The sequence below is a fragment of the Fibrobacter sp. UWH6 genome (assembly GCF_900142465.1).
Lineage (GTDB): Bacteria > Fibrobacterota > Fibrobacteria > Fibrobacterales > Fibrobacteraceae > Fibrobacter.
The window spans coordinates 1-24,548 of the sequence record NZ_FRAX01000001.1; the positions used below are offsets into that span (position 1 = coordinate 1).

The 24,548-nt window shown below is 45.6% G+C and carries 22 protein-coding genes; 9 read left to right on the forward strand and 13 right to left on the reverse strand.

Features of this window, described 5'->3' with window-relative positions; translation table 11 throughout:
• Window positions 1–308: 308 nt before the first annotated feature.
• The 5 genes from BUB73_RS00010 to BUB73_RS00030 form a co-directional block, all read right to left on the reverse strand.
• Window positions 309–770, reverse strand: coding sequence for a hypothetical protein (locus BUB73_RS00010; protein ID WP_073282709.1), 462 nt, complete (start codon window positions 768–770; stop codon window positions 309–311).
• A gap of 21 nt (window positions 771–791) precedes the next feature.
• Window positions 792–1,733: a hypothetical protein gene (locus BUB73_RS00015; protein ID WP_073282712.1), complete on the reverse strand. Its 942-nt coding sequence runs from the start codon at window positions 1,731–1,733 to the stop codon at window positions 792–794.
• Between the two features lie 26 nt (window positions 1,734–1,759).
• A complete protein-coding gene (locus BUB73_RS00020) occupies window positions 1,760–2,743 on the reverse strand; it encodes a glycosyltransferase (RefSeq protein WP_073282715.1) in 984 nt (327 codons plus the stop codon).
• 3 nt (window positions 2,744–2,746) lie between these two features.
• On the reverse strand, window positions 2,747–3,445 hold the full coding sequence (locus tag BUB73_RS16520; protein WP_170932297.1) for an FkbM family methyltransferase: 699 nt from the start codon (window positions 3,443–3,445) through the stop codon (window positions 2,747–2,749).
• Window positions 3,446–3,565: 120 nt separating this feature from the next.
• Window positions 3,566–4,864: an ABC transporter ATP-binding protein gene (locus BUB73_RS00030; RefSeq protein ID WP_073282718.1), complete on the reverse strand. Its 1,299-nt coding sequence runs from the start codon at window positions 4,862–4,864 to the stop codon at window positions 3,566–3,568.
• A 187-nt stretch (window positions 4,865–5,051) separates the two neighbouring features.
• Between BUB73_RS00030 and BUB73_RS00035 the strand changes: the two genes are divergently transcribed.
• From BUB73_RS00035 to BUB73_RS00045, 3 genes are all read left to right on the forward strand, one after another.
• Window positions 5,052–6,101 (forward strand): ORF6N domain-containing protein, encoded by a 1,050-nt coding sequence (locus tag BUB73_RS00035; protein ID WP_073282721.1) that lies wholly within the window; start codon window positions 5,052–5,054, stop codon window positions 6,099–6,101.
• Between the two features lie 354 nt (window positions 6,102–6,455).
• Complete coding sequence (locus BUB73_RS00040) at window positions 6,456–6,677, forward strand: type II toxin-antitoxin system Y4mF family antitoxin (RefSeq protein ID WP_073233560.1); 222 nt, start codon at window positions 6,456–6,458, stop codon at window positions 6,675–6,677.
• On the forward strand, window positions 6,674–7,921 hold the full coding sequence (locus tag BUB73_RS00045; RefSeq protein WP_073282724.1) for a type II toxin-antitoxin system HipA family toxin: 1,248 nt from the start codon (window positions 6,674–6,676) through the stop codon (window positions 7,919–7,921). Before BUB73_RS00040 ends, BUB73_RS00045 begins: the two co-directional genes overlap by 4 nt.
• A 12-nt stretch (window positions 7,922–7,933) precedes the next feature.
• Here the strand turns inward: BUB73_RS00045 and BUB73_RS00050 are convergent, their stop codons facing one another.
• Genes BUB73_RS00050 through BUB73_RS00060 form a run of 3 tightly spaced genes read right to left on the reverse strand, consistent with a single transcriptional unit; the run spans window position 7,934 to window position 11,438 of the window.
• Entirely contained in the window at window positions 7,934–8,794 is an 861-nt protein-coding gene (locus tag BUB73_RS00050) for an ABC transporter permease (RefSeq protein WP_073282727.1), read from the reverse strand.
• Window positions 8,791–10,482 (reverse strand): hypothetical protein, encoded by a 1,692-nt coding sequence (locus BUB73_RS00055; protein ID WP_073282730.1) that lies wholly within the window; start codon window positions 10,480–10,482, stop codon window positions 8,791–8,793. The genes BUB73_RS00050 and BUB73_RS00055 overlap by 4 nt, the downstream gene beginning before the upstream one ends.
• Complete coding sequence (locus BUB73_RS00060; RefSeq protein WP_073282733.1) at window positions 10,479–11,438, reverse strand: glycosyltransferase family 2 protein; 960 nt, start codon at window positions 11,436–11,438, stop codon at window positions 10,479–10,481. Before BUB73_RS00060 ends, BUB73_RS00055 begins: the two co-directional genes overlap by 4 nt.
• 62 nt (window positions 11,439–11,500) lie before the next feature.
• Here BUB73_RS00060 and BUB73_RS00065 point away from each other — a divergent pair, with 62 nt between their 5' ends.
• The 4 genes from BUB73_RS00065 to BUB73_RS00080 are packed head-to-tail and all read left to right on the forward strand — an operon-like array spanning window position 11,501 to window position 16,515.
• Window positions 11,501–12,832 carry an alkaline phosphatase family protein gene (locus tag BUB73_RS00065; protein ID WP_254794990.1) on the forward strand — a complete coding sequence of 444 codons (1,332 nt, stop codon included), beginning with the start codon at window positions 11,501–11,503 and terminating at the stop codon, window positions 12,830–12,832.
• 7 nt (window positions 12,833–12,839) lie between these two features.
• Window positions 12,840–13,970 (forward strand): dTDP-4-amino-4,6-dideoxygalactose transaminase, encoded by a 1,131-nt coding sequence (gene rffA, locus BUB73_RS00070; RefSeq protein WP_170932298.1) that lies wholly within the window; start codon window positions 12,840–12,842, stop codon window positions 13,968–13,970.
• A 26-nt stretch (window positions 13,971–13,996) separates the two neighbouring features.
• Window positions 13,997–15,346, forward strand: a complete 1,350-nt coding sequence (locus tag BUB73_RS00075; RefSeq protein ID WP_249269357.1) for an ATP-grasp domain-containing protein — start codon at window positions 13,997–13,999, stop codon at window positions 15,344–15,346.
• 38 nt (window positions 15,347–15,384) lie between these two features.
• Window positions 15,385–16,515: a Gfo/Idh/MocA family protein gene (locus BUB73_RS00080; protein ID WP_083539581.1), complete on the forward strand. Its 1,131-nt coding sequence runs from the start codon at window positions 15,385–15,387 to the stop codon at window positions 16,513–16,515.
• 81 nt (window positions 16,516–16,596) lie between these two features.
• On the opposite strand, the gene BUB73_RS00085 is transcribed toward BUB73_RS00080, so the two are convergent.
• Together BUB73_RS00085 and BUB73_RS00090 are read right to left on the reverse strand one after the other, a co-directional pair.
• The gene (locus BUB73_RS00085; protein WP_073282744.1) at window positions 16,597–17,448 is read right to left on the reverse strand and encodes a hypothetical protein; all 852 of its coding nucleotides are present in this window, start codon (window positions 17,446–17,448) and stop codon (window positions 16,597–16,599) included.
• Between the two features lie 9 nt (window positions 17,449–17,457).
• Window positions 17,458–18,228 carry a hypothetical protein gene (locus BUB73_RS00090; RefSeq protein ID WP_073282746.1) on the reverse strand — a complete coding sequence of 257 codons (771 nt, stop codon included), beginning with the start codon at window positions 18,226–18,228 and terminating at the stop codon, window positions 17,458–17,460.
• 79 nt (window positions 18,229–18,307) lie between these two features.
• On the opposite strand from BUB73_RS00090, the gene BUB73_RS00095 reads away from it, so the two are divergent.
• Window positions 18,308–20,206: an endo-1,4-beta-xylanase gene (locus tag BUB73_RS00095; RefSeq protein ID WP_073282749.1), complete on the forward strand. Its 1,899-nt coding sequence runs from the start codon at window positions 18,308–18,310 to the stop codon at window positions 20,204–20,206.
• A gap of 267 nt (window positions 20,207–20,473) precedes the next feature.
• Here BUB73_RS00095 and BUB73_RS00100 read toward each other — a convergent pair whose 3' ends face one another.
• From BUB73_RS00100 to BUB73_RS00110, 3 genes are read right to left on the reverse strand one after another with little or no spacing between them, the layout of a single operon-like run.
• Complete coding sequence (locus tag BUB73_RS00100) at window positions 20,474–21,526, reverse strand: TrmH family RNA methyltransferase (RefSeq protein ID WP_083539582.1); 1,053 nt, start codon at window positions 21,524–21,526, stop codon at window positions 20,474–20,476.
• Between the two features lie 53 nt (window positions 21,527–21,579).
• Entirely contained in the window at window positions 21,580–22,152 is a 573-nt protein-coding gene (locus BUB73_RS00105) for a 5-formyltetrahydrofolate cyclo-ligase (RefSeq protein ID WP_073282752.1), read from the reverse strand.
• A 33-nt stretch (window positions 22,153–22,185) separates the two neighbouring features.
• Window positions 22,186–23,379, reverse strand: a complete 1,194-nt coding sequence (locus tag BUB73_RS00110; RefSeq protein ID WP_254794839.1) for a ribonuclease D — start codon at window positions 23,377–23,379, stop codon at window positions 22,186–22,188.
• A gap of 27 nt (window positions 23,380–23,406) precedes the next feature.
• Here BUB73_RS00110 and trpS point away from each other — a divergent pair, with 27 nt between their 5' ends.
• The gene (gene trpS / locus BUB73_RS00115; RefSeq protein WP_073282755.1) at window positions 23,407–24,402 is read left to right on the forward strand and encodes a tryptophan--tRNA ligase; all 996 of its coding nucleotides are present in this window, start codon (window positions 23,407–23,409) and stop codon (window positions 24,400–24,402) included.
• The last annotated feature ends 146 nt before the right edge of the window (window positions 24,403–24,548 follow it).

A 24,548-nucleotide genomic window follows, 5' to 3' on the forward strand; every position in this document is an offset into this window, starting at 1 on the left:
TGAACAATAGACCAAGAAAAAGGCTTGACTACCTAACACCAAATGAGTATCTTTTGAAAAAGTTCAACATTATGCGTTAGCGATTAGAAATCGCCTCTGGTAAAAAACGATTTGTGTTTGGGACTAAACAACCATTTTCTTCTTTGTAGAAATCGTTAAAAAGAAATCTTTTGTTGACTGGGGTGTTTTCGGTTTTTAGAAAAGCAAAATCATTTTCAGATAGTAGATTCTTATAAATGGATTTGTTTTTTTTCCATTGTTTTTTTGTTGCCGTAATTTCAAGACAATTGATGCTGAACATATTGGATTTATAGCCTTTTCATTGGGTTAAAATACTGATCAATTTCGTCTTTTGGTAAACATTTTTCGCCGGAAACATCGGCTTTCATCGCAATTAATAATTGCGTGATGTATCGGCATTCTTCTTCGTACCAATCTTCGCCATTATCACTAGCTGATTTATCAACGCTTTTTACAAAAGAAACCCAGGCTTTTAGTACACTTTTATTTCCGTAAAGGAACAATTTCGTCCGAAGTTGAAGTAACTTTTTCTTTTGTTGACATTTAGATGGATCTTCGTTATCTAATATGCCTTCTATATGTCCATCAATAAAATCATCTAAAAAATCTGAATAGATTTTCCGAGCTTTGTTTTGCCGTTGTTCATTTCTTTGACGTTGCGTTTGTAATTTGAAAACGATGATACTTGTGATGGCTGCTATAATTGGACTAATTATATACGGGAACAAAGAACTTAAATTTTGCAGCATAGTTATGATTTTTTCTTTTTTTTACAGTAACTTGTAAATAGAATATTTTTCGAAAACGGCTTTAATTTGAATATCGTTAAGACAATTTTGAGGATTGTTGTTGTTGTGACCAAGTCCCGCTTCCAATGGGGATAACTTGTCTAAATAGTCTTCACCGATGTTACTGTGGGTGAAGGCTTTGCATATTGGGGTTCCTTGGAGTCTAGCCATGGCGTTGAACCATACATCATCTGCTGTGGGGCAAATTGATAAGAAAACATCTTCGTTGAAGACTTCTTTGTGCAAAGAGTTTGGCGGGTATAAAACTCCACCAACGCCGGTGAAAAAATTCAATGAAGAAATCGTTGTATCGTTTCCTAGATTCCATTTCCAGTTAAGGTAACTGTCTAATTTTCCGTTATTTAATTTTTTGATTTGGTGAATCCTATTTGCGCAGATACATTTGGTATCCTTTAAGTGGGACCTAATTAGGTTTTCTACAAGGTCGTATTTGTAAATAATGTCGTCGTCAATTGTGATTATATTGGCGTTAGGATATTTTTTTAAAGCGTAGATCAATTTTGTGTAAGATTTTATATCCTTGCAAAATTCTATTTCAAGTCCACGATTTTGCTGATTTTGTAAAGAAACCGGTAATTTTTCTTTTTTTAAGGTTTCCTCATCAAGCCAGAGTATGATTTTATTTGGCTTTACGCTACCTTGCATTATTGATTCAATTGCGAGATAGACATCGTGAATCCGTTTTCCGTAGCTAGTCAGAGAGACGATAACCTCGTTATCGCAAATTTTTTCTGTGGAAATACCATTTTCTTTCGAACTTAAGCTTTGTTTTGTTAAATCGTAAGCCGTGTATTCAAAGATATTGCTGATGTTTTTTTGCAGCTCGGAATTCTTTGAATCAATGATACTTGCTATGGTATCAAAAGGATGGATGAGGGCGTTTATGTATCTTAGAATGTTCATGGAATCATATCCCTTTACCGCAAGAATTAGATTGATGCAAAATATTCGTATAAATCGTAATGTAAGCAAAGATTGTGCAATTGAACATCATTTTGTCCGTTCGCAACATTTGTAATCCCGAGTGCATTGTCTTGCACGTATTCTATTCTCCATAAGACGGAATCAAAATTATGAATTTGTCCGGTTAGGCCGCATTCAGACCAGTCTTTGGTAATAACTTCAACTTGAGTGCCTTTCTTGATAGCCATGATTTTGAACCATAAATCATCTGCAGTAGGTGCTAGTTTTAGATAAACGGTCTCATCGAATACATCTTCGTGAAGGCTGTGGGGGGGGTATAGGCAGCCAAATGCTCCATATTGAAGATATAAAGGAGATGATGTTGGATGATTGTGTCTAGGAACTTGCCATGATGTGTAGGATGTGAATTTTTTTTCTTTTTTGTTGAATTTCATCTCCTTTACTTGGCCGCAAATTATATTGTTCGGATTCTTTTGGTGTTCATTAATGATTTTTTCAATGTGGTCTATGGGATAAATAAAATCGTCATCAACGTTTATGATTGATGCTTCAGGATAATCTTTGAGGGCATAAACTAGTTTCGTATAGCTACGCTTATCTTCTACAAAACGAACTGAAAGACCTCTTTTTTGTTGTTTTTTTATTATTTCTGGAATCGTCTCTAATGAAAATTCCTTTTTAGAAAGATAAAGTACAACATGATTTGCTTTTAATGTCTGTTGAAACAGACTCTCTATAGTCAAAAAAACAGATTGTACACGCTTTCCGTATGATGTTAAGGAAATGACTATTTCTTCATTTCCATACTTGTTTGGAGTTGTTCCATTTTCATTTGAGTGGAAAGCAAGAAGTTCGTATCGTTGCCTAACTAGTGCGTAGTTAAGATTTAACTCAACATCATGGATTGATTTCTTTAATTTTTCGTAATTTTGGGTTGGGTGGATTACATAGTTGAGCAGCTCTTTTATCCAAATATAAATTTTGTGCATGCGCTACCTTGTGTACAAATAATTAGCCATTAAATCATTAGTTTCAATTATCTTGTACTTATATCCATTTTCTTCTAAGATACAATTGACATCTTTAAAGAGTGTATGCCGAATTTCAATCATTAAGGATGGGTGGTTTTTGACAAGAGTATTTCTCATGCCTTTTACAACTTCTAACTCGAATCCCTCCACATCGATTTTTATGAAGGCAATTTCATCTTGAATATGTAAATCATCTAATGAGCTTATATTAATATTACCACAAGAATCGCTTTTTAGAGATGTTGATCCGATATTTTCTTTTGAGTAATAGGAAATAGAGGCTACATCAGTTTTTGCACCTAGTGCAAAATTATTCAATTCTGTTTTGGATGTCAAATTGTTAATTTCGATATTTTTTTTGAGAATTCTGAACGTGTCTTTGATCGGCTCAAAGCAAATGACTTTTGAAGCGTTGCATTCTAAAAGAAAAAACAGAGTGTGGTTACCGATGTTAGCTCCGATATCAAGAATGCATTTTTGGGAAATTTTGGATATCAGGGGTCCATTTTCTGGATTGAAAATAATGTCCTTTAGGTATGAGAATTCGTAATAATTTTTTTCAGAAATAATTTTTTTTTGAATGTAATCTTTTTTATAGTAGGGAAGATAAAAGGCTGGCTTTAAATTGTTGTGTCTAAAGATAAAACCATTTTTTTTCATTTTCAAATCAAACAAAAATTGTTTGAATGTGGGAATTATCTTGTTCCAAGGAAAAATGGAATAAACTTTGATGATAAAGCGATTGCGTTGAAGCTTTTTTCGAATACTGTGGATCATGTTTTAAGGAACCTGTAAAAAAACTTTGCTAGGAGTGTATGCTAAACTGCATTTTTTGGGCCAAGATAGGAATGGCTTTTGGTGAGCTTCATCAACGAAATTTACTTCAAATGAGATGATGTTATAAACAACATCAAAGGTTCGCTCTCCCGCGATTTTATCATTTTGACAAAGGCTAAATACCATGCTGTATTCGCCTTTCGCTAACTGATGATTGTGAAAATCAATAAGTGCTATAAATTCGGAGCCATCACTAGGCAGATTTACTTCTTCCGAAAAATTTACGCCAATCTCTTCACCGCTAGCATTGTTTATCGCCATGCCAAATTGACATTTACGTATGCTTTTATTGTTTCTTCTAAAATGTAGCTTTAATTTTATTGGTTCTTCATTGGACATGTTGTCCACGTCATTCAGCATTTCAATATCAAGATACTCTAATTCAAGTGTGTTATTAGACTTAATTTTTTTTCGGTCAATAACAGCATGTGATACATGTTGGTTAATTATGTTACTATTGGTGTAAAAATCTACGGCTTCTTCCGCGCTTCCTGTAAAAGCAACTTGTCCTTGGTTCAGCACAATCCCCGTCTTGCACAAATTCCTAACAGCCCCCATATTATGGCTCACAAACAGCACGGTTCGGCCTTCGCCTTTGCTGACGTCCTGCATCTTGCCGATGGCTTTCTTCTGGAATTCGGCGTCGCCTACGGCAAGCACTTCGTCCACCACGAGAATTTCGGGTTCCAGGTGGGCGGCGATGGCGAAGCCCAGGCGGACGGTCATGCCGCTGGAGTAGCGCTTGACGGGGGTGTCGAGGTAGCGTTCGCAGCCGCTGAAGTCTACGATCTCGTCCAGCTTGCGGGAGATTTCGGCGCGGGTCATGCCCATGATGGCGCCGTTCATGTAGATGTTCTCGCGGCCGGTCATTTCGGGGTGGAAGCCGGTGCCCACTTCAAGCAGGCTTGCGATGCGGCCCTTGGCGCGGATGATGCCCGTGGTGGGTGCGGTCACGCGGGAGAGCAGCTTGAGGAGCGTGCTTTTGCCAGCGCCGTTGCGGCCGATGATGCCCACGACGTCGCCTTGTTCCACCTTGAAGTTGATGTCCTTCAGGGCCCACACGTAGTCGCTGGAACCTTTGCTTGCGCGGTCATTGGTTTCGCCCACTTTAAGGTAGGGGTCTTCGCGGCGCAGGATCTTGGTCTGCCAGAATCGATTGAGGTCGTGGCTGAGCGTGCCCGTGCTTACCAAGCCCAGGCGGTACTGCTTGCTGATATTCTCGAATTCGATTGCGGATGACATGTGTGGGAATGTAGTAAAAAATATGGAGCCCAAGTCTGGTCGGGGGTGACGGGAATGGGGATTTTGGGGAACGTGGAAAAATTTATTGCAGGTGTCTTGTCAAATTTCTAAAACTAGTGTATATTTGTGCAGTCTAACCAAAGTAAATCCGTTTTTGTTCACGCCTGTAAAACGGAAAGGATATGTTATGAAGAAGAAAGAAGTCCTTGTTGCGGGGAACAGTGCTGTTCCGGCCAATGTTGCCGAGAAAACGAAAGAAATAGTCCTTATTGATGAAAATCTCCTGAAGAACAAGGTTTATACCATTCGCGGTGTAAAGGTGATGCTTGACGCCGATCTGGCGGAAATTTATGGGTATTCGGTCAAGGCTTTTAATCAGCAAGTTAAGAATAATGCTGAAAAATTCCCAGAGGATTTTAGATTTCAGGTGTCCGAAAAAGAAGTAGATGCATTATCGAGGTCAAATTTTTTGACCTCGATGCAAGCAAAGGGAATAAAAGGGGGACGAACTTATCGACCTTATGCCTTTACAGAGCAAGGCATTTACATGCTTATGACCGTTCTCAAAGGCGAATTGGCAACTAAGCAAAGTATTGCCATCGTTCGTCTTTTCAAAGACATGAAGGACTACATAGCCTCAGAGAACCAGCAGTTACTCGGTTGTTCTAATTGTGTCCAAATCGCTGCTTTGACTGTCCAAAATTCAAAGGATATTGCCGAAATTCGCTCCGATTTTAATTTTTTTAAGAATGAAACTCAGGAATCCTTGGGCAAGGTCATGGAGTTTTTCCACGACCCGTCTACTTACAAGCACCACTTGATTCTGAACGGGCAAAAGCTGGAGGCGGATGTCGCCTACACGCAGATTTATGGCATGGCACAGAAGTTGATTTTCGTATTTGATGACTATGTTGGTGTAAAAACGCTGGACTTGTTACGAGGTGTCGCGCAGAACTTGAAGGTTACAATTTTTAGCGACCAACGAAGTGGCTGCGTGTTGACGGATTCCATGCTTGCGGACTTCAATGCCACTAGGCCCGACGTTGCCATAGAGCTGCGATCTGCTGGCGGCATTTTCCATGACCGCTACATTGTGCTGGATTACGGAACAGAAAAGGAGAAGATGTTCCATTGTGGAGCTTCTAGCAAAGATGCCGGTGGCAAAATCACTACGATTATGGAAATTGAAAATCCAGAAGTATATAGGGAGTTGATGGAGGCTTTGTTTAATAGCTAATTTAGCCAAAAGATTGATGTTGATTTTTTCAACATCAAATCTGGAACGAGGTGCATTTTTGGGATCTCAAAGCCCTATTTTTGCCGAATGAAAAAATTGTCAAACTTGAGACCAAAAATCGACCTTGAAATAGTTTCAATAAGCTGATTTAGATAGAAATCGCGATTTATAATCATATGCTTGGTATAACAAAAAAAATGTCGTAAGTAGCAATTTTTTGTTATAGAATGTTAGCTAAGAAAGGATTTGAAAATTGTCTAAATGTCAAAAATTATTCCCGTACGGGAATAGTTTGCCGCAATTCTTGCTGTTTGATGTTGATTTTTCCCGTACGGGAAAGTTGTATTTGGCGGTATGAAGGTGCAACAGGTAAATGATATTTCGATTTCTGTGAAAAAAAGAAGAAATCAGTTAAAACTGACGCAAGCGGAATGCGCTGCCTTTTGTGGTGTCGGAGTTCGTTTCTTCTCGGAACTGGAAAATGGCAAGGAAACGCTACAGCTTGATAAAGTATTGCATGTTTTGCAAATGCTTGGTTTAAATCTTCATGTTGTGGAAAGGGAAAATGATCGATGAAGTTAAAGGTTTATTTTGCAAATAAGCTTGCTGGTAGTTTGTTTTCTACTCCCGATAAAGGGATTGTGTTTGCTTACGAAGATTCCTATGTTAGGCAAAATGGAAATTCTCTTTCGATGTCACTTCCATTAAGGTCCGGTGAGTTTTCACAAAAGGAATGTCTGCCGTTTTTCTCAGGAGTTCTCCCAGAAGGTGACGTTAAACGTCGAATTTCAGAATATCTTCATGTTTCTGAATCGAGTACGCTTAAGTTGCTGCAGGAACTTGGGGGTGAATGTGCCGGTATGATTTCGGTATTGCCAGAAGATGCCGAACCCAATCAGACGTTGATTTATAGACTGGATTCTGACAATTACGAGGAACTGTCTGAAGATATTTTACTTGGATATATAAAAAACGCAGAAACGAGGCCTTTGCTGAAGGCTAATGAAGAGCTGAGACTTTCTTTGGCTGGCGCCCAGGAAAAACTGCCTCTGGCATATTTTGACGGAAAATTTCATTTTCCAAAGAATGGTGCTCCATTAACGCATATCATCAAACCAACTGGCAAGGGAGAATTGTCGTCGTTTGCAGTAAATGAATATGTGTGCATGAAGCTTGCAAAATATTCTGGCCTAAGCGTGCCTGATGTGGCTTTGAAGAAAATTCAGGATGAAACGTTCATGATGGTGGAGCGCTATGATAGAATCAAAAGAGGTGATTCTGTTGTTCGTTTACATCAAGAGGATATGTGCCAGGCGTTGGGAATTCTTAGCGATCGAAAATATCAGAACGATGGTGGTCCGGGCATTGCGGATATTTTTCAGCTGATTAGTAAAAGAACATCAGTTCCACTTTTGGACGCTCGGGCTTTTATTCAGTATGTCCTGTTTAATCTCGTTATTGGCAACTGCGACGCTCACGGGAAAAATTATTCTTTACTCTATGATGACGATGTCTTGAAACTATCTCCGATTTACGATGCCGTCTGTACGCTTCTGTACCCGACTCTAACAAGAAAGGTTTCCATGAAAATTGGAAGCCATTATGAGATTGATAAAATCAGAAAGGTAGATCTCGTTCTCCTGGCGGAACAACTGAAATTAAGACAGTCCGTGATTCTGAATTTGTATTCGGATTTGAGAAAGAAAGTTCTTCTTGGTTTTGCTTCAATCCGTGAAGATGAATGTCTTGACGGCTGCACAGAAACGATTGATGAAATCGAAAAAATCGTGCAAGAAAGAGATATAACAAGTGATTGCTAGGCTTTCTTGGCCTTACACCGTATCCATAAAGGTCTTCTGGATTCTATTGAACACGATAATGCCCAATGCCAACAGGACAATCATAAATCCTGCGCTGTAACCTAATGCTTGCCAGCTGAATTCGCCTACGCCAAGCCATCCGAACTTGAAAGTTTCCAAGATGCTAGAAAGCGGGTTGGCCTGCATGAGTGTTTTTAGACGCGGGTCGGTGATTGTGCTTAGTGGGTAGATTACCGGGGTGGCGTACATCCAGAGTTGCACAATAAAGCTGAGCAAAAATACAAGGTCGCGGTACTTTGTGGTAAGGCTGCTGAAAAGGATTCCAAAGCCAAGGCCGAGCCCTGCAAGAATCATAATCAACACGGGGGTGAGTAGCGCGTACAAGTTTGTATGTACCGGTGCGTTGGTGAAAATCAAGTAGTAGGCATACACAATCAAGAATAGCCCCATTTGAATGGATAGCCTCACCAGGTTGCTGGTGACTGTTGCCATGGGTACTACCAGTCGGGGGAAATATACTTTGCCAAAAACGTTGGCATTGTCAATGAAGGTTTTGCTTGTTTGGTTCAGACATTCCGCAAAGTACTGCCACAGGCAGATTCCCGCCAGGTAGAACAGGGGCTGAGGTAATCCGTCGGTACTGATCTTTGCGATTCCGCCAAAGACAACCATAAACATGATGGTGGTCATAATGGGCTGAATAAAGAACCAGAGGGGACCAAGAATGGTCTGCTTGTACCATGTGACAATGTCTCTCTTCACAAACATTCTATAAAGGTCGCGGTACTGCCAAAGTTCCTTGAAGTCAATGCTTAGTAGGCTGGATTTTGGCCTAATTTCGGTAGTCCAATTTTCGGTATTTATTTCACTCATTTGTGTACCAGCCTGTACTTGAAAAAGTTCATTTCGCCAATGGAACGGAGAGTGTCGACTATAATTGTATCGCTTGTGGCGTTTTCTAGATTGTTTTCTCCGTAATAGTGGCGCATCAAAAAATCGCCCAGCTTATCATCATTGATGACGATGACATTGCTATCCGTCACTTGCCTCATTGGATTTGTAATGCCGTAATTTGCTAGGGTTTTGGTAATTTCCGGTAAGTAAGGGGTCCAATAGCCTAAACTGATTGTGTTGTGGTAACTACCTATGGGCTCGGCTTTATAAGGTGGCATCTTATGATGGCTAAAACGCATGTAGGCATTCATGCTCAGCAGGAACATTTTGTCTTGGTTGCTGTCAATGTAGTCAAAGACTTGCTTGTAATCAGTGGAGTCTTCTATAGTTAGGGTTCGTGACCTGCCATTGCTGGGATCTCGAACGGTATTGCCTTCGGTGGCGTATGCATAGATATTTGCAAAGGCTATTAAGAATAGAATTAATGTTACGTTTTTTTTGTTAATAATTCTATTCAGCTTTTCTTGAGAGATTTGGTTCCATAGGGGAATCGCCAGCATTGATGCATAAAGCCAGAAACCTCCTTCCACTCGATATACAAGACGATTTTGTGCTAAAAGCACGGTCATTAGATAAAAGATTGCTGCAATGCTTGCCCACAGATATGGGAACTGTTTTCTATTTGTGCCTAATATGATGAGACATGCAATAAACCAGGTCCAGAACAGGGGCGTTTGTAAACTGTGTCCAAGGGATTTTAGGAGCTGGGCAGGAATTTCATTGTGGTGATTTTTTCTTGTGTAATTGCCGATGATATTGACAATTGCTTGCATGCTGTCTTTGGCGAAGGCTTCCGTGTCATAGAAAGTCCAGCTTGTGAGCATGTGATAATCCTTGCCGGACTTTCCCATTTCGTCAAGATCTTCATAAACTGCATTCTGATTGTAATTCGAACCGTCTCCAAGAGCCGCTCTCGGTCCCTGGATTTCCATATAGGGTTTATATTCAGGGGTGTTATAAAGATTTCGGTCCCAATGGTGTAACCCGTAAGATATGCCGAACATCAAGGCCAGGGTGGTGATTACGGGAATTTTATTTGCCCAGCACTTTTTGATAAGGAACAGAAGACCGATGCAGAAGAAGGGCATGCCCATGAGGAATGCTTGCCAGCGCATGACGCTACCCCAGAGAAGAAGGAACAGTGCATAGGCAAAGGGGAGTCGACGGCCTTCGCAGACGGCGATAGCGAATACAAGCATGCCTGTGGCGCTGAGTAGGCTGGCGCATTGGGTGAATTGGACTACCAGGTAGAAGTCGCTGGCGAACATGGCCACAAAGAGTGCCGCAATGATGGATCCCCACTGCAGCCCCATTTTCTTGATGATGGTGTAACTGATGGTGGTGAGACATAGGAAAATGCTGGACATCTCGCCAATGTAATACCAACCGATGGTAGGGAACAGCTTGTAGAGGGGTATCAGGGCGTAGCCGTAAAGGGCGTTTACAAAGAGCAGGTGAGGGTTGTAATCGGTGCCGTGGGCGCCGGTCAAAACTGCTGCCATAAAGTAATCGTCGATGGCGCCGTATTTGAGGTCGCCAAAGATGAGGCATAGGGCCAGGAAGAAAAGGTTAATGCAAAGCGCAATGGCTAGGTTGCGTCGAATCATACCTTCTCTCTAATGACGTACTGCGGGCTTTGATTGATGCTGATGTAGATGCGGCCTACGTATTCACCGATAAGTCCCAATAGTAGCATGATCATGCCTCCGATAAAGAGCATGGTGGCAAGTATGCTGGTGTAGCCTACGGGAATTTCGGGACGCATGAATTTCTCGTACACGACGCAGCCACCGGCCGCAAGACCCACGATAGCGCAGATAATGCCGACGAGGGTGGCTGCACGGAGTGGCTTGACGCTAAAGGCGGTAAAGCCGTTAATCCACAGACGGATAAGACCGCTGATGGTGTAGCCGGATTCTCCTTCTAGTCGATTGCGATGCTCGACCTGGACGTTGCCTAGATTTTTGGTGGCGCGGAAAACCAGACCGCTGATGTAGGCGAAGGGGTGGGGGTAGCGTACGATTTCATCCACGATGAACTTCTTCATAATGAAGAAACTGGTGGTCTGTAAAGTTTTGGGCTGGCCGATGATTGCTTCAGCCATTTTCTTGTTGGTCCAGCTGCCGAAGCGACGGAACAGATGTTCCTTTTTGTGGGCATAATAGCCATAGACCACATCGAAGCCTTCTTCAAGTTTGTCAACGAGCTTGAAGGTTTCGTTGGCGGGGGTTTGACCGTCATCATCCAGGCTTACTACGTAGTCTCCTGTGGCGGCGCCGTAGCCTGCCATGAGGGCGCAATGCTGCCCGAAATTCTTGGCGAGGCAAATGCCCTTGATTTTGGGGTCTGCTGCAGCAAGGCGCTTGATGACTTCCCAGACGTTGTCGGGGCTGCAGTCATTGACGAGGACAATTTCGTAATCGAATACATCGGCAAACTCGCTTGCCTTGTTGTGTGCAGAGACTGTTTCGCGAATTTCGTTGACAACAGTCTCGATGGTTCCCTGGCTACGATAGCAGGGAATCACGAAAGAAATCTTTTTGGCGGTATTTTGCTCGCTCATACGATGGAATATAAAAAGAAAAAGTTTTTCTGGTTGATTTTAATTTACATTTATCCCGTATGATGCGTTTGCTTTACCCTTTGATCGGCAGTGCCCTGATCACCATAGTGCCTTTCTTGATGACTTTTGAGAAGGGGCAGAATATTGTGCGTGGAATCTTTGGGTATAGTGAATTTGCGTTGTTGCTTTTATTCGCATGGGTGAAATCCTGGATTGGAGCTTCGACTGCATCTGGTTTGGCTCGCCGTAATGTTGTAACCATTGCAACTTTGGTTGTCATTATTGTCGCGATGCTTGTTGTTGCCTTTATGGATCTGGGCAACTTGCTTGCCATGAAGGGCTGGGATATGGGCTGGCGAGCAGTTGTTCCTTTTGCGACCTGTGGCTTGGCTGTAGCCATGATGTGGAAGGTTCCCCCCTTTAAATTTACCACTATCAATTTGATTCTATTTGTGTCTTTGGCGACGCATTTAGCTGCTCTTAATTATTATGCGGCGCAACCCTTGGCGCAGTTTCCTGTAATTGAGTATTTGGATCGCATGGCTCCTGTGCCTGTAGAGCGAAAGTTTTTGCCGGATGAATTTGTTTCCAGGTATGGTGTGGTGGATTCTGCTTCGGTAACTCACAATTTTGTGGACTCCACTCGTAGCAATGTAATTGTGTTAGTGGAAAGTTGGGGAATCCCGTTGGATAACGACGCTTTTGAAAAGGAACTTCAAATTTTTAGGGACGCTGGTTTTGCCGAAACTGTGAGGGACTCCGTTTTGACGGCTGGAACAATGAAGGTGGGGGTCCATAGCCGCATGTATAGTCGAACCCGGACTGCTGAAAGAGAAGATTTGATTTACGTTATAACTCGCGACACAATGAATCATCGAAAGGATACAACTTTCCTGCCCAATGTCTACAAGGGCCTGGGTTACAAGACTGCGTTCCTGTTCGGTGGTGATAGCTTGGAACAGTACCGCTACAAGTATATCCGCAATGTTGGGTTTGATGATTTGTTGTGGGGAAATAAATCCCTAGGCAGTCGTGAATTTTATGCGGCAGATTCCGTGATGGTTGCGAAGATGGATAGCTTGCTGGCTGAAACTACTGTTGACTCCGTGGCTATGAAAAATCGCTCGGTTGCAAAACGTTTTATCACTTTAACGACAAGTGATACTCGATTCCCTCTGCCTGGTTTTGACAATCCCTACTCAGGATCGGCAGATTCTATACAATCAGTTTATTATACCCAACTTTATAGAACATTAAAACTTGTTGCTGACCTTGCACGAAAGTATCCCGAGGTTCGTTTTGTTGTTCAGGGTGACCATGAACCTATTTTGTCGCCCTTGGCTTTCCAGGAACGTTTTTATAAGCGCTGGATTCCCTTCGTTGTTTTGAATTGAGGTGTGTATGCGGATTCCTTTTAACAAGCCTCCTTTTGTTGGTCCTGAGATAGATTATGTCCGTGCGGCTGTTGAGAGCGGCCGTATTTGTGGGGATGGTCAGTTTAATCAGAAGTGCCATGCCTGGCTGAAGGAACAAACGGGAACGGCAAAAGCCCTGTTGACTACCAGCTGTACTCACGCATTGGAAATGGCCGCGTTGCTTTGTGATATCAAGCCAGGCGATGAAGTAATCATGCCGTCCTTTACGTTCGTGTCTACGGCTGACGCTTTTGCTATGCGTGGTGCCAAATGCGTGTTTGTGGACATCCGTCCTGACACCATGAACCTAGATGAAAATCTGGTGGAGGCCGCCATCACGTCCAAAACTCGTGCAATCGTTCCTGTTCATTACGCTGGTGTGGCCTGTGAAATGGATGCAATCAACGAAATTGCGAAACGCTATAATTTGTTTGTAGTGGAAGATGCTGCCCAGGGAATGATGGCTACTTATAAGGGACGCTCTCTTGGATCCCTTGGTGATTTTGGTTGCTATAGTTATCATGAAACCAAGAACTACAGCATGGGTGAAGGTGGCGCTCTTCTCATTCGTGATCCCAAATTTGCGGACCATGCGGAAATCATTCGTGAAAAGGGAACCAATCGTTGCCAGTTCCATCGTGGTGAAGTTGATAAATACACCTGGGTGGAACTGGGATCTAGCTACTTGCCTAGTGAATTGAATGCCGCTTATTTGTATGCTGAATTGGAACGAGCTCAGGATATCTATGATAACCGCATGGCGAGTTGGAATGCCTATAGGGAACGTTTGTCTGTGTTGGAAGAACGGGGCTTGATTCAATTGCCGCAGGTTCCCGAACATTGCAAGCATAACGCACATATGTTCTACATCAAGATGCCGGATCTGGATGGGCGAACCAAGATGATTGCGCACCTGGTAAAGAATGAAATTCTGGCGGTGTTCCATTATGTGCCTTTACATAATGCTCCTGCAGGTAAACGCTATGGAGAGTTCTGTGGCGACGATCGTTTTACTACGGCAGAAAGTAATCGCTTGCTGCGTTTGCCTATGTTCTATGGATTGAAACGAGACGATCTGAACTTTGTCTGTGATAAGGTCGAGAACTTTTTTAAATAAATTCTTCGACTACGCTCGGAATGACAATGATTGAAAAAAAACGTTTATTGCTTTTAGGTGGTGGCCATGCGGAAATTCCGCTGATACAGGCAGCTCAGGAACTGGGCTACTTTGTTATTACCACTGGTAATGCCCGCGAAGGCCTTGGTCACCCTTACGCCGATAAAAATGTTTTTGCAGACTTTAGTGACAAGGAGGCTATGCTTGATTTGGCTCGATCCGAAGGCGTTAGTGCCGTCTGCTCTGGATGCAATGATTTCGCCTTGCTCAGCACAGTTTATGTTTGCGAAAAGTTGGGCTTGTCTGGCCACGATAGTTTTGAAACTAGCTTGCAGATTCATCACAAGGATAAGTACCGCGCCTTGGCGGAACGTTTGCAAATTCCCACGCCTAGAGCTCGTGTGGTTCGAAGCCTAGATGAATTCAAGTCTGTAATCGGACTTGGTTCCGGTTCTTCATGTTGCGAGCTTGCTGGATTTGCTCAAAAGAATTTCTGCCCCCTTCAGTTTCCGCTGATTGTAAAGCCGGTAGACCTTACGGGAGGTAAGGGCATTCATCGGGTGAATAATGCTGCGGAAGCGATTGCCGCCTATGAGGATGCCGTTTCTCGTACTCGTGAGGACCATCTTGTTGTAGAAGAGTTTGTGATTGGATCAAACCACGGTTTCAGTGCCTTTTTGGTGGGGGGCAAGGTGGTGTTCTACTTTGCAGATAACGAGCAGTACTATTTGAACAAGTACATGGTCAGTGGTGCAAATACTCCAAGTACAACAAGCCGCCGAGGTCTTGATTTGCTGGTGGAATACAGCGAACGTATCGCCGCGGATTTAAAGTTGGTGGATGGTATTTTGCATATTCAGTATATCGAGAAATCCGATGGAACTCCGTATATTATTGAAATTTGCCGTAGGCCTCCTGGAGATTTGTACATCAAGTTTGTGAAGTACGCCACGGGTGTAAATTATCCGAAGGTGATTATCGCTGCTGAGTGCGGAATGGATGTTTCTTGGATTCTTCGCGATGCTCAGGATGACGTAACGGACGCTTCTAATGTCATCCCCGGAGATTTAAATATCTTTTCGAGGGGCTTTTGCCTATCGGGGATGAGCCGCGAACTTTCTTCCATAGCTCAAACTCGGCCTTTCCTTCGTCATTGTGTTATGACAGATCGTACTGGTGTTGTTACGGGTGTTGAGTTTGCTCCAGAAGTTCGAAAAAATATTGTTGAAAAATTCCTGTGGTATAAGGATGGTGAGGTCGTTTCGGATCCGATGCATTACAAGGCTGGAATTGTGTTTATGCAGTTTGACTCCGTGGAAGAAATGATCGAAAAGACGGGTAAGATGACGGAGTACATCAAGATTCGATTCAAGTAGTCGTTTCTATCTCTTTTAAAAAGATTATATTGAAAAATATGCAGAAAAATCCGTATAACATTGCATTTATTGGTGGTGGAATTAATTCGGCGATTGGCGAAGTTCACAAGGCGGCAAGCCAGATGGATGGATGCTTTAAGCTAGTGGCAGGTGCGTTCAGTACACATGACGATGTAAATGTAGCTACTGCCGATGCCTGGGGCGTTGCTCCTGAGCGAACTTATGGTGATTACAAACAGTTACTTGTTGCTGAAAAAGGCAAATTGGATGCTGTGGTTGTTTTGGCTCCCACGGATGCCCACGAAGAAATCGTGATAGCCGCTCTTAAAGCTGGTTTCCCTGTGATTTGTGAAAAATCCTTAGCAACAAGTGTTGCTGAGGGTGAGCGAATTGCGGCTGCTGTTGCCGAAACAAAGGGATTTTTCTGTACAACTTACAATTACACGGGCTATCCTATGGTTCGTGAATTGAAACAACTTATTGAAGATGGCAAATTGGGGGCAATCCAGCAGGTTCAGGTGGAAATGCCTCAGGAAGGTTTTATGCGTCTGGGTGCTAACGATGAACCGCCCAAACCTCAGGCTTGGCGTTTGGTGGATACCGTGATTCCAAAGATTTCATTGGACTTGGGAAGTCATCTTCACAACATGGTGTATTTCCTAACGGGGGAACGTCCTACTCGCATTGTTGCTGACCAGGCAACTTTTGGTTTGTTCTCTGTTGTGGATAATGTGGGTGCCCTCGTTCAGTACACCAATAATGTTCGTGCTCAAATTTGGTTTAGCAAGACGGCGCTTGGAAATCGTAATGGTTTGCGCATTCGAGTTTACGGAAGCAAGGGGAGCGCGGAGTGGTTCCAGCTTGAGCCGGAGACTATGAAAACGTGTGACTTGCATGGCAATGTTTTTTTGCGGGATCGTACGGGTAATGTGAAGGTTGCGAATCAGCCTCGCTACAATCGTTTTAAGGCGGGTCATCCGGCAGGCTTTATTGAAGCTTTTGCGAACTACTATCGCGATATTGGTGATTGCCTAGGGCAGTATTTTAAAACGGGGTCTTTTGCCTGTAAGTACGTTTGCGATATCAAAACTTCTTTGGAAGGCCTTGCCATGATGGAGGCTGCGGCTATTTCCGCAAAGTCCCAGAAGTGGGAAAATATACCCGCATAAAAATTCAACAAGCTTTAAAAACTCAGCCAATAAAAAATCGATCCCGGTGGGCCGGAATCGATTTTTCACGTTAAATTGGTGTTAGCCTCTGGTTACCCTGAACATGAAGCTGATTACGTTCGAGTCAAAGGTGTTTTCACTATCATCACTGGCGCCAAACGTATACAAATAGCCGATGCTCAATCCGACGGACCATGTGTCAGAGATCCACCAGTCCTTGCCGATTTCTACTTGCATTTCGTAGTCGAGCATTTCGAATGTTTGATGGAGGTTCTCTTTGTTGTGGTTTATGTCTTCACCGAAGAATGCAAACCCATTTGCGATGCTAAAGAAGGCGCCGTTCATTACGGAATGGGGATTTCTAAAGGGGTAGAATGTAAATCCTACTCCTACAAAACTATAAAAGCCATAGGCATCGTCATCCTTGCTGTTTTTTTCTTTAAGGTTTTGTGGCGAAGATCCTAAGACCGAATATTGATTATCGAAGTTATGTTCGTAAGAAGTTTCACTATACTTGCCTTCGCCTATCAGCATGGCAAAGTCTAGTTCAAAGAACAGCGCCACGAGGTTCCCAAAGGATCTACCGAATCTCAAGCCGAGAGTCGGTATGGCGAAATCGTTGAATTCATAAACTTCCTCTACTACTCTTTCGTACGAATATGAATCGTCGTTGTTGTTATAGTCATAATGATGTTTGTATTGGTAATCGGATTGCTTGTAATTAAAACCTACATAGGTTGCGCCAAGGCTTGCGTTAAAGTAGAATCCACGATGCTCCCTTGGCGGTCGATAAAGTTTTACCGGCTTTTGGGGGGTAACGGTTTCTTCGACTGTTTCTGCGGGATTTTCTTCGGATTCCTGTGCAAAGACTGTGGTCGCTGCAAGCATTCCGGCAAGAACCATCTGGACGAAGTGACTATGAAAATTTTTCATATTCGTCTCTTAGCCTCTTGTCAAGCGGAACGAAAGGGTGTACACTGTTTCTGTACCTTTAGCTTCATCAAAATTTGTTGAAGAATGGTTGTATGAAAATCCAATACCTATGGACAAGTGGTTGCTTACCCACCATTCCTTGCCAATTTCTGCGATAAAGCTTCTTCCAAAGGAGGCGATGTTTCCTGCGGAGTAGTCGTCCGCTACAAAACATGCATAAATAACGTAACCAAAAGATCCGCCGATAAAGAAACCGTTCATGGCTGAATTTGGATTTCGGAACGGGTAGATTGTCGTGCCGAAGCCAACGAAGGTTCTTAAATTTACTGCATCGCCCGAAAATCCTTCGGAATCGTAAGCTCTCCAATCTTCCGCGTAAACCTTATCCCCTTGTTTGTCATAGAGCGGATTGCCGTTCTCGTTTTGGGCGATCTCTCTATCGTAGTTAACCTCTTCGTAGTCCATAACGCCTGAATAGATCGCGAAATTGAATGTTGTATGAAAGGCAATCAGGTTTGCAATGGCTGTACCGAACTTAAAGTCGAATGAAGGGGTTGTGATTCCCCAAAAATCAAATGATTCGATATCTTTTTTATCAATTCTGGTGTTGTCCAGATCTTCCCATGTACTTTTGGCGCTGATTTTGTTGTAGCCAATGCCAAAGCCTACGCTATTGTAGAAACCGCGATGTTCCCTTGGGACAAAAGATGAAGTAAGATCTTCGGCGAAAATGCCAGAAACAAGAATTGCAAAAATAAAAAGGAATGTATTTTTTAACATGGTGCGGATAAAATAAAAAATTATTATGTTTTTGTGTAGACGCGTGTAAATGGGTCTACACTTGGTTTTAGGATTAGATATGAAATTTGGCATTTTTCTTTTTGTGGCAGGAGTGTCCTGCGCGGTGGCTGCGGAAGCGGATAGTACTCTTCGTCAGTTGGCGGAGGCTCGTGGCCGCATGGTGGGTTCTATTCTGAATTCCAATTGGTTTAGCTATGGTCTTGGGGACGATGCCGAGGTTTATGAGAATACTCATAAGTCGCAGTTCAATATCGTGGTTGCCGAAAACGAAATGAAGTTTGACGCCACGGAACCGTCTCGTAATTCCTTTAACTTCAAGAACGGCGACAAGCTGATGGCGTACGCCGCAAAGAATGGCATGCAGGTTCGTGGTCATGCGCTGGCCTGGCATAGTCAGGTTCCTCAGTGGGTGCCTGATCTGGCTGCGAGTGTGGCTACTGCGGGTGGATCTGCCAAGGACACTTTGCTTGCCGTGCTGAAGAACCATATCGAAAATGTGGTGGGACATTACAAGGGCAAGGTCCGCGAGTGGGACGTGGTGAACGAAGCCATTGCTGATGGTACTCCTGCTGCTTGGCGTGATGGCGCGACTTCTGTTTGGTACAAATATATTGGTCGCGAGTTTATTGACTCTGCCTTTGTGTGGGCCCATAAGGCGGACCCGGACGCAAAGCTTTATTATAACGATTATTCCCTGGAGTGGGGGTTGGCTGCAGGGGCGAAGGGTAAGTTCGCTGTGGATTCCGTGGCAAAGCGCCTGAAGGCTGCGGGCATTTACATTACGGGTCTTGGGACACAGACTCATATTTCTGATTACCATGTGACGACGCCTCCTAACGTAAAGGCCTTGGCTCAGGCTCTTGAAGCGGAGGGCTTGACTTTGCAGATTACGGAATTGGATATTGGCTTCGATAAGAAGGATGTTGCCAAGGCGGATTTTGAGGCCCAGGGAAGTTTGTACCGTCAGTTCATGGATGTGTTCCTGGAGGCTCCCAACATGGAGGCTTTTGTTATCTGGGGATTTTCTGATAAGTATAGTTGGCTTGCTGATTTGTATAAGTATAATGGTCTGGTTTTCGATTCCAGTTTTGCAAAGAAGCCTGCTTACGATAGTTTGGTTGCTAGTTTGAAGGCTCATAGTGCAGACAAGGTTTCTAAGGTTAAGGATATTGTCCCCTTGGTTTGGGAGGATGCTTCGCCTTTTGGAAACGGTTCCTACGTGATTGTGGATTACAGCCAGGCCGGTGCTGAATCTCGTGGAGAGTGGTCTGGCGATGTTAAGAATGGCAATGGAAAGTTTGAATCAGAACCGCTGGCTGGCAAGACGGGCTACATGAATGTTCCGTTGGCGGGTTGCGACCAGAATGCGGATTATTGCGGCTACCAGCATGCGATTTACACGTTGCCTCAGGATGTGGTGGACTCCAATTTCCTGTCGAAGTGTGAGGCTCTTGTATTTACCGCCTATGGGCCTACGGGTAGTACTGCTTACGTGAATATTGGAGTCAACGACCCGAAGATGACTTTGCAGAATGGACGGCCCTTGAGCGCCAAGGTCTGGAGTGGTATGACGGTGGACCTGCAGGCTGTTCGCGATGCTATGGCCGGTGATGCCGCCGTTAGGCCCACGCAGTTGACTTTCAACAGCAGCAACACTTCCGCCATGTACATTGCGAAGATCGAGGCCGTGGGCTGCCCTGATGGTTCCGAACGTCCGGCTGCGATCCGTGGTGTTTCTGCTAGGGGCGAATTGAAGGTCGTGATGAGTGGCCGCACCTTGAATCTTGTAGGTGTAGCGTCTGCTCGTGTGGACGTGATGGATTTGCAGGGACGTCCGGTATTTTCCGCTAATGATGTTCGGGGCTCGCAGAACCTGGAGGGGCTTGCAAGTGGAACTTACATCGTTCGCGTTCAGAGTGGTAACTTACAACGTATTGGCCGCATGACTTTGAAGTAGCTGAAAAAGGCGTCCTTTCGTGGACGCCTTTGCTTTTGACTGTAATCCGCATTTTTTGGGGGCGCTACTAACCAAATAATCCTGTTTGTGGAATTTGGTTAGTAATATTTGCCTCAAAAATCCCGTTTTACAGTCGAATTACTAACCAATTTGGCTAATGGAGCTTGATTGGTTAGTATATTACTTGTTAATTTGTATTAAATTAGGCGTTTTTTACTAACCAAAATTCCCTTTTTAAGCGGCTTGGTTAGTAACACCTGTAGCCTTTTATTTAATTCGCAGACGGGCGTACTCGTACAATCCTAGGGACAGTGCCACGGAGGCGTTGTAGGAATGGGCTTCGGGCATCATGGGGATGCGAAGGATGGAGTCGCACTGCTTCTTGATGAAGGGCGGGAGGCCCACGTCTTCGCCACCGACTGCAATAACGGCCTGATCGCTGAACTGGAAGTCAGCCAGGTTGGTTTCGGTGTCGGCATCCAGACCGAGAATCTGGTAACCGGCCTGCTTCAGTTCGCCAACGGCAGCTTCCAGGTTGTTGGGGCGGCAGATGCGCATTTTTTCAAGAGCGCCTGCGGAGGTGCGGGCTACACTGGGAGTAATGCCGCACATGCCCTTGGCGGGGAGCAGCAAAATGTCGACGCCCAAGGCGAGGGAGCTACGGATGCAAGCGCCCAGGTTGCGGGGGTCTTCGATGTTGGTTGCCACAGCGATGAGCTTGCGTTCGCCGTTATCGATGGCCTTGAAGAATTCCTCACGGACGTCTTCCCAGACCAGCAGTTCCTTTTCGTTCATGAGGGCGACCACGCCGTGGTTGGGGGTGGCGTAGCTGTTCAGGATCTTGGAGTCCACCTGCTGTACGTGTACGTGTACGCGCTTGGCCAGCTTCTGCAGTTCATAGAGCTTGGGGTTGCCGGACTTGTGCATAAAGAGCACGCGGTGAACCTGCATGGGGCTCTTGGTCAGGAGTTCGGTGACTTCCTTGACGCCACCTACGGCGACCTGGGGGGCGGCGTCGGCGTCGCCTACTGCGGGGATCACGCCGTCTTCATAGGCGCGGGCTGTGTCCTGGGGACGTTCTTCAAAGCGGGGCTTAAAATCGCGGCGGTCATTGAAGTCGCGACGGTCATTGTTGCGGAAACCTTGAGTAAAGTCGCGGGGGCCATCGCCCTGGGGGCGTGCGGGGCGGAACTCGTTGTCTTCGCGGACGCGGTAGTTCTGACGGGGAGCGCGGCCGAAGCCTCGGCGTTCGCTTGTTTCGCGACGATCGTTGAATTCACGGCGGTCACCAAAATTTTTGTTGTCTCTATCAAATGCCATGGTTGTTTCCTTTCTTCTTGTTTAAAAGTATGCGTTCCCTTTTTGCGAACCCATTATTCTTTCGCTCTGCACACAATTACCTGGTTCATACGGATGTCGGTTTCCTTTTGTTCCAGAGGCTCCACCTGGATTTGTTTCGGGGTGGCGATGCCTGCCTTGTAGGCGTCGGGGTGTTTTGCTAAAAAGCGGTCGTAGTAGCCCTTGCCGTGTCCTTGGCGCTGGCCTGTTACGTTAAACTTTGTGCCGGGGACCAGGAATACGGTGAAGGGGCCGGTGTAAGGCGGAATGTCTGCTCGGGGTTCCATGATGCCGAAACGTCCGGGGGCCAGGTCCTTTTTCAGATTGTCGATGGGGTAGAACTCCATGGTGGTCTCGCCGGTCACTCGGGGCAGGAGCAGACGGTTTTCGCGGACCAGCTGTTCCAGGACGGGAGTGATGTTGGGTTCACCTTTCAGGGGGTAGAAGGCTGCAACTTTACGGGATTCCTTGTAGCCAGGTATGGCGTGGATTTCTTCCCAGGGGTTGTTGATCAGCTCTTCGCCGGGGCGCTTTCTTTTGGCCGGGTCAAAGAACCCGCGGGCGCCCAGGACCACGATGAAGAGGAGTATGAGGAGTGCTGCTTCCATAATTTTTTTGCAGGCGCTGTGCCCGCTGTTGAGTTAGTCGGGATCGCCTACGCGCTTGGCCTTGGGAAGGTTTTCCTGGAGGATCTCGTTCCAGATTTTCTTCTGCCAGTTCATGAGGTGGGCTTCTTCGTAACGTTCTTCCCAGGGCATGGTTCCGGGGGCGGCCAGCCAGATGAGTTGCGCCCTGTTGCCCAGCATGGAGGGGTCCAGGTTCAGGGTGGCTGCCTTTTCGTCGCGCCAGGTCTTGAGTACCGAGAGCAGGTCGGAATTGGGGACTACGGGCGGGGGCGGTGCCTTGGGGAGGCGTTCGGGCCAGTCGCTTTCGGGGGTGGCCATGGCGGTTTCCATCATGTTGACGAAGGAATCCAGGCGTTCGTCCCTGAAGTTGCGGGGGAGGCGGGGCAGGTGGTCCAGCAGTACCTGGGGGTAGGTGTCGACGGCGTGGCGTACGATGGCTAGCATCAGGTCGCCGGGCATCACCTTGTAGGGAGGGCGGTCCATTTCTTCGGCCTGTTTTTCGCGCCATTCCCAAAGGTACTTCAGGATGTTCAGGGCGCAGGGGCTAAAGACGCTGCTGCCGGTAATGCGCCAGGGATCCTTTTTGGGCGGGGCCGGATTACGGGAATGCTCGATAAGGGCGTCACACTGTTCGGTGAGCCAGCTCATGCGTCCGGCGGCCTGCAGTTTTTCTACCAGGATGGCGCAAAGTTCATGAAGGTAAAAGGTGTCGTGGATGGCGTATTCGCACATTTCCAGGGGCAGGGGACGAGTGGTCCAGTCGGCACGCTGGTTTTCTTTTTTCAGTTCGTCGCCAAAATATTCGCGGACCAGGTCGGCCAGGCCTAAATGGGGTTCGCCCAGGATCTTTGCGGCAAGCATGGTGTCGAAGATGTGGGTGGGGCTAAACTGGTAAGTCTGCCAGAGCAGTCGCAGGTCGTAGTCGGCCCCATGGAAAATCAGGGTCTGCATGGCGCGTGCCTTGAACAGGGGGGCCAGATCCAGGCCGCAGAGGGGGTCTACGATATAATGGTGGTCGCCAATGGTGATTTGAATAAGGCAAAGGCGTGCTGTGTAGTGATACATGGAGTCAGCCTCGGTGTCCACCGCGGCCATGTCATAATTCTCCAGGTCCAATAGAAGGTTGGCTAGTGTCTCCTCGCTATCCACCAATATGTACTTTTCGTCTTGCATCATTTGGGTAGAAAATGTAATAAATGTATTTGTCATTACGAAAATGTTTCTAAATTTGCGCCTATGAAAAAGATTTCTCTTACCGGTATCAAGCCGACTGGCACTCCGCACCTCGGCAACTATGTGGGCGCAATCCGCCCGGCTCTCGAACTTACTAAGACTTACGATGCAGTCTACTTCATTGCGGACTATCACGCTCTGACCACCGTGCAGAACGGCGCCGAAATGCGCGACAACATCTACAAGGTGGCCGCCACTTGGCTGGCTCTTGGCCTGAACCCGGAAGAGACTTTGTTCTATAAGCAGAGTGACATTCCCGAAATCTTTGAACTCAGCTGGGCTCTCAGCTGCTTTACCCCCAAGGGCTTCATGAACCGCGCCCACGCCTATAAGGACAAGGTGGCAAAGAATGAAGCCGCCGGCGAAGATGTTGACGCAAACGTGAACATGGGTCTTTACTGCTACCCCTGCCTCATGGATGCCGACATTTTGATGTTCAATGCAGACATCGTTCCCGTTGGCAAGGACCAGAAGCAGCATGTAGAATTTGCCCGCGATATCGCCATCAAGTTCAACAAGCACTTTGGCCAGGATGTGTTCACTGTTCCTGAACCGGTTTTCCAGGAATCCACCGGCGTGATCCCGGGTCTGGATGGCCGTAAGATGAGTAAGTCCTACGACAACTACATCGACATCTTCCTGGATTCCAAGGCTCTCAAGAAGCGCCTGGGCAAGATCGTGACCAACTCCCAGGGTATTGAAGAACCCAAGGATCCGGATACCTGCAACGTGTTCAAGCTGTACAAGCTTTTCGCAACTCCGGAACAGTGCGACGCGCTGGCTGCCCGCTACCGCGCAGGTGGCCTGGGCTGGGGCCACGCCAAGCAGGAACTGCAGAACGTCCTCGAAGAACATCTGGGCGCCGCTCGCGAAAAGTACTTCGACCTTCTGGCCCACACCGAAGAAATCGACAAGATTCTCGCCTACGGTAAGGAAAAGGCCAGGGCGAAGTCTAAAGTTATGATGGATCGCGTGCGAGGCCTTCTCGGAACGTATTAGTCAAGCGGGAACGGCTTGTATTAACAAGCCGTGGGAGCGCGAAGCAATTGGCGTCATAGGTTCTTATGGGACGAAGGCCAATTGCGGAGTCGTATAAGGCCCGCGTCAAGTCCAAGGCTATGATGGACAAGGTCCGCTCCTTGCTG